General features: G+C 69.4%; 8 protein-coding genes and 1 pseudogene. 1 reads left to right on the forward strand and 8 read right to left on the reverse strand.

The window, feature by feature from the left end; all coding sequences use genetic code 11:
* Positions 1-12: 12 nt before the first annotated feature.
* The 8 genes from prfA to argS form a co-directional block, all read right to left on the reverse strand.
* Entirely contained in the window at positions 13-1,089 is a 1,077-nt protein-coding gene (prfA, locus tag B7438_RS09950; protein ID WP_085369389.1) for a peptide chain release factor 1, read from the reverse strand.
* Positions 1,090-1,182: 93 nt separating this feature from the next.
* Positions 1,183-3,369: a transcription termination factor Rho gene (gene rho / locus B7438_RS09955; RefSeq protein ID WP_085369390.1), complete on the reverse strand. Its 2,187-nt coding sequence runs from the start codon at positions 3,367-3,369 to the stop codon at positions 1,183-1,185.
* Between the two features lie 219 nt (positions 3,370-3,588).
* Positions 3,589-4,551, reverse strand: a complete 963-nt coding sequence (thrB, locus tag B7438_RS09960; protein WP_085369391.1) for a homoserine kinase — start codon at positions 4,549-4,551, stop codon at positions 3,589-3,591.
* A complete protein-coding gene (thrC, locus tag B7438_RS09965) occupies positions 4,548-5,654 on the reverse strand; it encodes a threonine synthase (RefSeq protein ID WP_085369392.1) in 1,107 nt (368 codons plus the stop codon). The genes thrB and thrC overlap by 4 nt, the downstream gene beginning before the upstream one ends.
* Complete coding sequence (locus tag B7438_RS09970; RefSeq protein ID WP_085369393.1) at positions 5,654-7,024, reverse strand: homoserine dehydrogenase; 1,371 nt, start codon at positions 7,022-7,024, stop codon at positions 5,654-5,656. Before B7438_RS09970 ends, thrC begins: the two co-directional genes overlap by 1 nt.
* The gene (gene lysA, locus B7438_RS09975; RefSeq protein ID WP_085369394.1) at positions 7,021-8,448 is read right to left on the reverse strand and encodes a diaminopimelate decarboxylase; all 1,428 of its coding nucleotides are present in this window, start codon (positions 8,446-8,448) and stop codon (positions 7,021-7,023) included. The genes B7438_RS09970 and lysA overlap by 4 nt, the downstream gene beginning before the upstream one ends.
* A gap of 148 nt (positions 8,449-8,596) precedes the next feature.
* A complete protein-coding gene (locus tag B7438_RS09980) occupies positions 8,597-9,391 on the reverse strand; it encodes a DUF2993 domain-containing protein (RefSeq protein ID WP_085369395.1) in 795 nt (264 codons plus the stop codon).
* A 10-nt stretch (positions 9,392-9,401) separates the two neighbouring features.
* A complete protein-coding gene (gene argS / locus B7438_RS09985; protein WP_085369411.1) occupies positions 9,402-11,084 on the reverse strand; it encodes an arginine--tRNA ligase in 1,683 nt (560 codons plus the stop codon).
* A gap of 157 nt (positions 11,085-11,241) precedes the next feature.
* Here argS and B7438_RS09990 point away from each other — a divergent pair.
* Positions 11,242-11,430: pseudogene (locus B7438_RS09990) on the forward strand (hypothetical protein); the annotation flags it as partial.

Below are 11,430 nucleotides of genomic sequence, written 5' to 3' on the forward strand. Positions count from 1 at the left end.
GACTCGATTTTTTCAGTCGGTGGCGAGGTCGGCCAGGCGGGACTCCTCGTCGGCCTGGATGCAGGAGTCGATGACCGGCTCCAGGGCACCGTTCATGACGGCGTCGAGGTTGTACGCCTTGTAGCCGGTGCGGTGGTCGGCGATCCGGTTCTCCGGGAAGTTGTACGTGCGGATGCGCTCTGAACGGTCCATCGTGCGGATCTGGCTCTTGCGCACGGCGGCGGCCTCCGCATCCAGTTCCTCCTGCTGGCGCGCGAGCACTCGGGCGCGCAGCACGCGCATCCCGGCCTCGCGGTTCTGCAGCTGGCTCTTCTCGTTCTGCATCGCCACGACGATGCCGGTCGGGAGGTGCGTGATGCGCACGGCGGAGTCCGTCGTGTTGACCGACTGGCCGCCGGGGCCGCTCGACCGGTAGACGTCGATCTTCAGGTCGTTCTGGTTGATCTCGACCTCCTCCGGCTCATCCACCTCGGGGAAGACGAGCACGCCCGCCGCCGACGTGTGGATGCGTCCCTGCGACTCGGTCGCCGGCACCCGCTGCACGCGGTGCACCCCGCCCTCGTACTTGAGGTGCGCCCAGACGCCCTCCGCCGGGTCGCTGGACGAGCCCTTGATCGCGAGCTGGACGTCTTTGATGCCGCCGAGGTCGCTGGAGGTCTGCTCCAGGATCTCGGTCTTCCACTTCTTCGACTCCGCGTAGTGCAGGTACATCCGGAGCAGGTCGGCGGCGAACAGCGCGGACTCCGCCCCGCCCTCGCCCATCTTGATCTCCATGATGACGTCGCGGCTGTCGTTGGGGTCGCGCGGGATCAGCAGCCTGCGCAGCTTCTCGCCGGACTCCTCCAGGCTCGCTTCGAGCCCTGGCACCTCCTCGGCGAACGCCTCGTCCTCCGCTGCCAGCTCCTTCGCCGCCGCGAGGTCGTCCTCCAGCTGCTTCCACTGGTGGTACGCGGCGACGATGCGGCTGAGTTCCGCATAGCGCCGGTTGACCTTCTTGGAGCGCACGGGATCGCTGTGCAGCTCCGGGTCGGCGAGCTGCTCCTGCAGGTCGTCGTGCTCGGCGATCAGGCTGTTCACCGATTCGAACATTGCGTCTTCTTTCTGAGTGGGTACGAGCGTGTCCGGGAACGGAAAAGTGCCCGTCGACTCCGCGGTTCTGCGGGGTCGGCGGGCACTTCTCAGCTAGCGGTGGTCGTTCTCGTGGCCGTGCGAGTGCGCGGTGCCGTGGCCGTTGGCCGGCGCGGGCATCGACTTCTGGACCTGCATCAGGAACTCGACGTTGCTCGAGGTCTCCTTGAGACGGCCGAGCACGATCTCGAGCGCCTGCTGCTGGTCGAGGCCGGCGAGGGCACGACGCAGCTTCCAGGTGATCTTGACCTCGTCCGCGCCCATCAGCATCTCTTCGCGGCGGGTGCCGGATGCGTTGACGTCGACAGCGGGGAAGATGCGCTTGTCCGCCAGCTGGCGGGACAGGCGGAGCTCCATGTTGCCGGTGCCCTTGAACTCCTCGAAGATGACCTCGTCCATCTTGGAACCGGTCTCGACGAGCGCAGAAGCGAGGATCGTGAGCGATCCGCCGTGCTCGATGTTGCGGGCGGCTCCGAAGAAGCGCTTCGGCGGGTACAGCGCAGAGGCGTCGACACCACCGGAGAGGATGCGACCGGATGCGGGGGCAGCCAGGTTGTACGCGCGGCCCAGGCGGGTGATCGAGTCGAGCAGCACGACGACGTCGTGGCCGAGCTCCACCAGACGCTTCGCACGCTCGATGGCGAGCTCGGCGACCGTGGTGTGGTCTTCTGCCGGACGGTCGAAGGTGGAGGCGATGACCTCACCCTTCACCGTGCGCTGCATGTCGGTGACCTCTTCCGGACGCTCGTCGACCAGGACGACCATGAGGTGCACCTCAGGGTTGTTCGTGGTGATGGCGTTCGCGATCTGCTGCATGACGATCGTCTTGCCGGCCTTCGGCGGCGCGACGATGAGGCCGCGCTGGCCCTTCCCGATCGGGGCGACCAGGTCGATGATGCGCTGCGTCAGCTTGCCGGGCTCCGTCTCGAGGCGCAGGCGCTCCTGCGGGTAGAGCGGGGTCAGCTTGCCGAACTCGACGCGGCCTGCCGCCTCGTCGATGGTCTGGCCGTTGATCGAGTCGACCTTGACGATGGCGTTGTACTTCTGACGGGTGTTGTTCTCGCCTTCGCGCGGCTGGCGGATCGCTCCGACGACGGCGTCGCCCTTGCGCAGGTTGTACTTCTTGACCTGGCCGAGGGAGACGTAGACGTCGCTGGCACCCGGCAGGTAGCCGGAGGTGCGGACGAACGCGTAGTTGTCGAGCACATCCAGGATGCCCGCGACGGGGATGAGCACGTCGTCATCGCTGATCTCGGGCTCGAGCTCGTCTGCTCCGGTGCTTCCGCGGCGCTTGCGGTCGCGGTAGCGGCTGCGGCCTGCGCGGTCGCCGTCGGCCTGGGTGTCCTGGCCGCCGTTGCGGTTCTGCTGACCGTTGCGGTTCTGCTGGCCGTTCTGGCCGCCCTGCTTCTGGTCGTCGCGGTCCCTGTCGCGGTCGGCCTGCTGGCCGCCCTGCTGGTTCTGCGCCTGCTGGGCGTCTCCGCCCTGCTGGCCGTTCTGGCCCTGACCGTTCTTGTTGCGGTTCCTGTTGCGGTTGCGGCCCTGACGGGGCTGCTGGTCGCCGTCGCCCTGGGCGTCGCCCTGAGCCTGCGCGTCGCCCGCATCCTGCGATCCTGCGCCGTTGTCGGCCTTCTCGCCCTGGTCCTGCTGGGCGTTCTGGTCGGCGTCCCGTCCACGTCCGCGGCGGCGGTTGCGGCTCTGACCCTGGCCCTGCTCCGGCTGCTTGTCGCCGTCGGCGCCGGCCTGCTGGGCGGCGGACTCGCGGTTGGCGAGCGCGGAGTCGAGCAGTGCATCCACATCCGGGATGAGCGAGTCGACGCCGGTCGCGCCGGTGTTCACGTGGGTCGCTGCTGCGATCCCGGTGCCGTCTGCACTCGACACGCGGCGCGAGCCGCGGCGGCGGGGCGCCTGCTCGGCGGGAGCGGTGGCTGCGTCCGGCAGCACGGGCTCTCCGACGTGCGGCTCCTCCGATGCCGGCTCTGCGATGAGCGGCTCGATGAGGACCTGGGATGCTGCACGGGCGTTCTCCGCTGCCGGTGCGGCAGCGGGTGCTTCGGCTGCGGGGGTCGCGGAACCCGCGGCCTCCGCACGCGCGGCGGCGATGGCCGTCACGAGTTCGCCCTTGCGAAGCTTGGTTGCTCCCTGAAGTCCCAACTGGGCGGCGAGAGCCTGAAGCTCTGCCACCTTGAGGGAGGTCAGGTCGCTGGTGTCCACGCCCCCGGCGTGGAGTTCGACATCAGTCACTGAAGAGGATTCCTTTCCCCCGACGCGCGATTCTCGCCGTCGTTCTGGAGCACTCGTCACATGAACTACCGGTTCTGGGGTGTCACCGAAAGGTACTCGGGTGCACAGGTAGGAGTGACGGCATGATTGCTAGAAATCACCCGAAGATCAGATTCGCTCATGGAGAGGTTTCTGCGGGTGCACGCACAGTTTACCACTGATGCGGGACTGCTCTTGACGCTACGCGACCGGCGTGTCCAGCGCTTTCGCGGCGAGCTGCGAGACCGTTGCGCCCTTGAAGTCGACCGCGAGCATGAGCGCCTGCCAGGGCGTCTCCGACTGCGCGGCCACCAGCTCGGCGGCGGCGAGCCGCTGGCTCGGGTCACTGCAGAGCACGAGGATCGACGGACCTGCTCCCGAGACGACAGCGGCGAAGCCGTTCTCCCGCAGCAGCGTGATCAGCCGGTCGGTCTCCGGCATGGCGGAGGCGCGGTAGCTCTGGTGGAGCTTGTCCTCCGTTGCGGCGTGCAGCAGCTCTGGGCTCTGGATGAGGGCGGCGACCAGCAGCGCGGACCGCGAGACGTTGAAGACCGCATCCTCGTGGGGCACGGACTGCGGCTGCAGGCTGCGGGCGAGCGCCGTCGACATGACGTGCTGCGGCACGAGCACGAGCGGAGAGACGCCGCGGTGCACGATCAGCTTCTTGAACCGCGGGCCCTCGGGGGTGACCCACGCGATGGTGAGTCCTCCGAAGAGCGCGGGGGCCACGTTGTCCGGGTGGCCCTCCATGTCGTTGGCGAGCGCGAGGAGACCCTGGGCGTCGATGTCGACGATGCCGTCGAGCAGCCCCTTCGCCGCCATGATGCCGGAGACGATGGCGGCACCGGAGGAACCGAGTCCCCTGCCGTGCGGGATGTTGTTGCGGGCGACGAGCTGCAGCCCGGGCATCGGGATGCCGACGGACTCGAAGGTGTGCGCGATGGCCCGGACCACGAGGTTGCTCTCGTCGGTGGGCACCTCGCCGGCTCCGACGCCGATGACCTCGACGGTCGCGCCGGGCTCGTCGCGGACCGACACCTGCAGTTCGTCGTAGAGCGCGAGGGCGAGACCGAGGGTGTCGAAGCCCGGGCCGAGGTTGGCGCTGGTCGCCGGAACCTTGACCGTGACGGCGCGGCCGCTCAGGTCGGCGGCCTGCGAGGTCACGCGGTTGCCTTTTCGCTCGCCACCAGACCGAGCACGTCGGCGATGGCGGTGGTGTCCACGGGGACGACGGTGGGCTGGACGTCGGAGCCGTCAGCGGTGCGGAGGGCCCACTGCGGGTCCTTCAGGCCGTGGCCGGTGACGGTGAGGACGACGGTCGCGCCGGCGGGGATGACCCCGGCGGCCGAGCGCTCCAGCAGACCGGCGACGCTGATCGCGGAGGCCGGCTCGACGAAGATGCCGACCTCGGCGGACAGGATGCGCTGCGCTTCGAGGATGTGCTCGTCCGAGATCGCGCCGAAGTAGCCGTCGCTGTCGTCGCGCGCGTTGAGCGCGAGCTCCCACGACGCCGGGTTGCCGATGCGGATGGCCGTGGCGATGGTGTCCGGGTCCTTGACGGGCTGGCCGAGAACGATCGGGGCGCTGCCTGCGGCCTGGAAGCCGAACATCCTGGGCAGCTTGGTGGCCTCTCCGCGCTGCAGCTCCTCGGTGTATCCGCGGTGGTACGCCGTGTAGTTGCCCGCGTTGCCGACGGGGACGATGTGGAAGTCCGGGGCGTCGCCGAGCACCTCGACGACCTCGAACGCTGCCGTCTTCTGGCCCTCGATGCGGTCGGGGTTCACCGAGTTGACGAGGTGGACCGGGTAGTTGGTCGCGAGTTCGCGGGCGATGTCGAGACAGTCGTCGAAGTTGCCCTGCACCTGCAGCAGCTGCGCGTTGTGCGCGATGGCCTGGCTGAGCTTGCCCATCGCGATCTTGCCCTCCGGCACCAGCACGACGGCCTGGATGCCCGCGTGCGTCGCGTACGCCGCGGCCGACGCGGAGGTGTTGCCGGTGGATGCGCAGATGACGGCCTTCGCGCCGTGCTCGACGGCCTTCGAGATGGCCATCGTCATGCCGCGGTCCTTGAAGGAGCCGGTGGGGTTCATACCCTCGAACTTGACGAACACGTTCGCACCCGTGCGCGCGGAGAGCGCAGGAGCGGGCAGCAGCGGCGTGCCGCCTTCGCCGAGCGTCACGATCGGAGTGGCATCGCTGATGTTCAGGCGGTCCGCGTATTCACGCAGGACGCCCCGCCACTGACGACTATTCGCTTTCTCGGGCATTACGATCCTTCGACTCGGAGTACGGATGAGATGGCTGTCACGGCGTCGCTCGCCGCGAGAGCCTCAACGGTGGCCGCGAGTGCGGCCTCCTCGGCCTCGTGGGTGCCGATAACCAGGGTAGCGGTGGGCGCGCCGTTGCCGTGAACCGCAGCGTTACCTGCGATGACAGCGCTCGGGATCGTGACGGGCCCTGTGGTGCTCGGCACGGACTGCTGCACCGTCTCCACGCTCACGCCGCCATCGCTCAGGATGCGCGCGACCGCGGCCAGCACGCCGGGCTGGTCCGCCACATCCAGAGTGATCTGGTAGCGGGTGACGACGCGGCCGATGTCGAGCACGGGAAGCTGCGCGTGCGTCGACTCCGCGACGCCCGGGCCGCCGACCACGTGCCGCCTGGCCGCAGAGACGAGGTCGCCGAGCACGGCGGACGCCGTCTCCACTCCCCCGGCGCCCGCACCGTAGAACATGAGGTCGCCGGCGGCGGCGGACTGCACGAACACCGCGTTGTGCGCGCCGTGCACGGCAGCCAGTGGATGGTCGCGGCTGATCAGCGCGGGATACACCCGCGCGGACACGCCCTCTTGGCCGGTCTCCGGGTCGGTGAGGCGCTCGCAGATCGCGAGCAGCTTGATCACGGACCCCGCCTCCCTGGCCGCGTCGACCTGCGCCGTGGTGACCGAGGTGATGCCCTCGCGGTAGACGGATTCGAGCGGCACCGTGGTGTGGAAGGCGAGGCTCGCGAGGATCGCGGCCTTCTGCGCGGCATCGTATCCGCCGATGTCGGCCGTCGGGTCCGCCTCGGCGTAACCCCGGTCGGTGGCGGTGGCGAGGGCGTCCTGCAGGGACTCGCCGTTCACATCCATGCGGTCGAGGATGAAGTTGGTGGTGCCGTTCACGATGCCGAGGATGCGGTTGACCCTGTCGCCGGCGAGGCTGTCGCGCAGCGGCCGGATGATCGGGATGGCTCCGGCGACGGCCGCCTCGTAGTAGAGCTGGGCGCCGACCTGCTCCGCCGCCTCGAACAGCTCGGGACCGTGCGTGGCCAGCAGCGCCTTGTTGGCGGTGATCACGTCCGCGCCGGAGTTGATGGCCTGCAGCACGTAGCCGCGGGCAGGCTCGACGCCGCCCATGAGTTCGACCACGATGTCCGCGCCGAGGATCAGGGAGGCAGCGTCGGTGGTGAACAGCTCGCGCGGCAGGTCGACGTCGCGCTGCGCATCCAGGTCGCGGACGGCGATGCCGACCAGTTCGAGCTTCGCGCCGACCCGGGAGGCGAACTCGTCTCCCTGTTCCAGCAGCAGCCGTGCCACCTGCGATCCGACGGAGCCTGCGCCCAGGAGGGCGACCCGGAGGTTGCGGTACTCGATCATGCGTCGGCTCCTTCGTACGCAGCGTCGCGCATCAGCAGGTCGTGCTCGGTCTCTCCGCGCACGATGACGCGGGATGCGCCGTCGCGGACGGCGATCACGGCCGGCCTGCCCACGTGGTTGTAGTTGCTCGCGAGCGACCAGCAGTATGCGCCGGTCGCAGGGACGGCGAGCAGGTCGCCGGGGGCGACGTCGCCGGGAAGGTAGTCGGCGTCGACGACGATGTCTCCGCTCTCGCAGTGCTTGCCGGCGATGCGCACCAGCTCGGCGGGCGCGACGGACTGCCGTCCGGCGATGCGCACGGAGTAGTCGGCCCCGTAGAGCGCGAGCCGCGCGTTGTCGCTCATGCCGCCGTCGACGCTCACGTAGCGGCGGATCGCGGTCTCCCCGTCGTCCTGGAACGCCACGGGCACATCCTTGGTCGTGCCGGCGGTGTAGAGCGTGAGCCCCGCCCGTCCGATGATCGCCCGGCCGGGCTCGAACGCCACGACGGGGAGCGGGATGCCCAGCTCGGCGCAGCCCGCGGCGACCGTCTGCGCGATGGTCTCCGCCAGCTCCTCGATCGGCGTCGGGTCGTCGACGGACGTGTACGCGATGCCGAAGCCGCCGCCCAGGTTCAGCTCGGGAACCGGCCCACCGGCCAGGAGCTCGGTGTGCACGGCGAGCAGCCGGGCGGCGGACTCCGCGAAGCCGTCCGCCCCGAAGATCTGCGAGCCGATGTGACAGTGCAGGCCGAGGAAGTTCAGCGACGCGTGGCTCCGGATGCGCGCGGCGGCGTCCGCGGCGGCCGCCAGCCCGATCCCGAACTTCTGATCCTCGTGCGCGGTCGCGAGGAAGGCGTGCGTGTGCGCGTGCACCCCGCTGTTGACGCGCAGCCGCACCGACTGGACGCGACCGTGCCTGGCGGCGGCCTCTGCGACGCGCTCGATCTCCTGCACGCTGTCGATGATGATGGCGCCGATGCCGAGCGAGACAGCCCTGTCGATCTCGGCGAGGGACTTGTTGTTCCCGTGGAAGCCCAGACGCTCCGGGGCGACGCCCGCTGCGACGGCGACGGCCAGCTCCCCACCGCTGCAGACGTCGATGTTGAGGCCGGCCTCGCTCATCCAGCGCGCGACCTCGATGCTGAGGAACGCCTTGCCCGCGTAGTAGACCTTCGCGGAGCCCCCGACGCGCTCGAAAGCGCCGACCAGGGCGGAGCGCACCTCGGTAGCGCGCTCCCGCGCATCCACTTCGTCGACGATGTAGACAGGGGTGCCGTAGCGGGCGGCGAGTTCGGCGGCGCTCACACCGCCGACGACGAGCTCGCCGTCCCGTCGTTCCACCGTGCGCGACCAGAGGCCGGGATGGAGGGCGTTGGCGTCGCCGGGAACGGCGAGCCATTCGGGGGCGAGCGGATTGGCTGCCGCGTGCGTGTCAAAGGCCACTGGGAAAACCTCACGGAATGAATCGAGTGGGGATCTCTCGGAGGCGAGCGGACCCGGATTGGTCCCTGAAGCCGGTGGAGAAGTACCGGAAGTCTATCGGGGGCCGGGCTGGGGATTCGCCCGTGTTACGGACCGGGGGCGTCGCCCCTCAGCAACTGCCCTTGCTCTTCAGCGACTTCTCGTTCACCACGAAGTCCTGCGCGTTCAGGGTGACCGTGGCCATGCCCTTGCTGATCGCAATGTCGTTCACCAGCACGCCGTCCGGGAGGTACTGGGCGACGCAGACCGGGATGGGGCCGCGGTTGGTCAGCGCTTTGACGAGGGTGGAGAGGTCGAGGGCCGTGTCGGCCGCGCCCGTGGTGACCTTCGCATCCACCGGGAGCAGGTTGACCGTCTTGCCCGCCGCCTCCGGGGAGACGGTGACCTGGTAGCCGATCGGCAGGCCGAGGAGCGAGGCGGTGCCGTCGTAGCTGATGGTGCCCTTACCGAGGGCGAGATCGCCGTCGACGCCGGGGACCGTGACCAGCTTGTTCAGCGACGACTGCGAGATGGTCAGCGCACCGTCGATGCTCTGCACCGGCTTGGAGAAGTCGGCGGGCACGCCGGTGGCCGTGACCTTGGCGTGGATGGGCGAGCCGTTGACACTCAGCGCCGGCGCATCCAGGACAACCTTCTCGAACCGGCCGCTCAGATACTGCTGCAGCACGGAGACGCCGCCGATGCTGGTCGACACGTCGCCCTTCACCTCGGCGGGGAGGCTCTTCTCCACCTCGGCCGAGATGCGCTGCTGCGCCACCTGGCGCACGATGGCGTCCGCGACGAAGAACAGCCCGACGAGCACGACGATCGGGATGACGATCCACAGCACCAGCCGCAGCGTGCGCCTCCGCTTCGGCGGCCTGGCCGTCTCCACGATCACCTCAGTCGCCTGCGTGTCAGTCATCGGCGGATGCTCACATTCTGTCCGGAGCGGAGACCCCGAGGAGCCCGAGACCGTTCCGGATGACCTGGCCGGTGGCGTCGTTCAGCCACAGGCGGGTGCGGTGCAGGTCGGTGACGGGCTCGTCGCCGAGCGGGATGACGCGGGTCGCTGCGTACCAGGTGTGGTAGAGCCCAGCGAGCTCCTCGATGTAGCGGGCGACCCGGTGCGGCTCGCGCAGTTCGGCCGCCTGCGCGACGATCCGCGGGAACTCCTGCAGCCCGCCGAGCAGAGCGGACTCGCTCTCGTGCGTGAGCAGTTCCGGCGCGAACGCGCTGCGGTCGACACCGGCGGCCGCGGCGTTGGCGGCGACGGACCGGGTGCGGGCGTGGGCGTACTGCACGTAGAAGACGGGGTTCTCGTTGCTGCGCTTGCTCAGCAGGTCGAGGTCGATGTCGAGCTGCGAATCGCTGGACGAGCGCACCAGGGCGTAGCGGCCTGCGTCGACGCCCACCGCATCCACCAGGTCGTCGAGCGTGACGATGGTGCCGGCGCGCTTCGACATCTTGACGGGCTCACCGTCGCGGACCAGGTTGACCATCTGGCCGATCAGGATCTGCAGGTTGACGTTCGGGACGTCGCCGAACGCCTCGACGGCGGCCTGGAGCCGCGCGACGTAGCCGTGGTGGTCGGCGCCGAGCATGATGAGGTTCTGCTCGAAGCCGCGCTCGCGCTTGTTCAGGTAGTAGCCGAGGTCGCCGGAGATGTACGCCGGCTCTCCGTTCGAGCGGATGACGACGCGGTCGCGGTCGTCGCCGAACGTGGTGGTGCGGAGCCAGACGGCTCCGTCCTCCTCGAAGATGTGGCCCTGCTCGCGCAGTCGCTCGATGGCGCGCTCGACGGCCCCGGACTCGTGCAGCGAGTCCTCGTGGAAGTACACGTCGAAGTCGACGCCGAAACCGTGCAGCTTCTCCTTGATCTCGGCGAACATCAGCTCGGTGCCAACCGAACGGAACACCTCCTGCTGCTCGTCGCGCGACAGGGAGGAGATGTCGCCGTCGTAGCGCTCGACCACCTGGGCGGCGATGTCGGAGATGTACGCTCCGCCGTAACCGTCCTCCGGCGTCGGCTCACCCAGGTATGCGGCGAGGAGGCTCCTGGCGAAGCGGTCGATCTGCGAGCCGTGATCGTTGAAGTAGTACTCGCGCGTGACGTCCGCGCCCTCGGCCTTGAGGATGCGCGCGAGGCTGTCGCCGACGGCCGCCCAGCGCACGCCGCCCATGTGGATGGGGCCGGTCGGGTTGGCGGAGACGAACTCCAGGTTGACGGTCAGGCCGTCGTAGAGGTGCCCGTTGCCGTAGTCGTCGCCCGCCTCGACGATGGTCTTCGCCAGCTGGCCGGCCGCAGCAGCATCCAGCCGGAAGTTGATGAAGCCAGGACCGGCGACCTCTGCGGAGGCGACGCCGTCGATGGATGCGGCGGCCTCGGCGATCTCGGTGGCCAGCTCCCGCGGGTTGGCGCCGACCTTCTTCGCCAGGCGCATGGCGACGTTGGACGCCCAGTCGCCGTGCTCGCGGTTCTTGGGGCGCTCGAGGGGGACGTCGTCGATCGTGACGACGACAGCATCCCCTGCACCCTCCGCGCCGTCCCCGCGTCGCCGCTCGACAACGGAGGTCACGATGTCGAGCAGGGCAGCAGAGAGGTCAGCAGGAGTCACGATCAACGATTCTACCGGGCACGCGCTGCATCGATTGCCTAACGAACGGGCCGCGACGGCGGGTCCTCTCCGCCCGGCTTGATAGGGTCATCGCGATGTGCGCCGCCGCGCATCCACTCGCAGTGAATCCCGACCATCCGACGGAGAACGAACACGCATGGCCAACCCCACCAGAACCGCCGCCCGAGCAGCGGCTGCCGTCACGGCGATCCTCGCCTGCACCCTGGCCATGACCGCGTGCGCCGGCCCGTCGAAGAGCGCGGGCGGCTCATCGTCCCCCTCCGCGTCCGCGAACGCGGGAGGCACGAAGGCGCCGACGCCGACCCCCACCCCGACGCCGACGGAC

The sequence above is a fragment of the Leifsonia sp. NCR5 genome (assembly GCF_002105485.1).
GTDB lineage: Bacteria > Actinomycetota > Actinomycetes > Actinomycetales > Microbacteriaceae > Leifsonia.

Bases quoted from the DNA above. Each gene is read 5' to 3' on its own strand.
- prfA (WP_085369389.1), bottom strand. From the start codon at position 1,089: ATGTTCGAATCGGTGAACAGCCTGATCGCCGAGCACGACGACCTGCAG.
- thrC (WP_085369392.1), bottom strand. From the start codon at position 5,654: ATGCCCGAGAAAGCGAATAGTCGTCAGTGGCGGGGCGTCCTGCGTGAA.
- B7438_RS09970 (WP_085369393.1), bottom strand. From the start codon at position 7,024: ATGATCGAGTACCGCAACCTCCGGGTCGCCCTCCTGGGCGCAGGCTCC.
- B7438_RS09980 (WP_085369395.1), bottom strand. From the start codon at position 9,391: ATGACTGACACGCAGGCGACTGAGGTGATCGTGGAGACGGCCAGGCCG.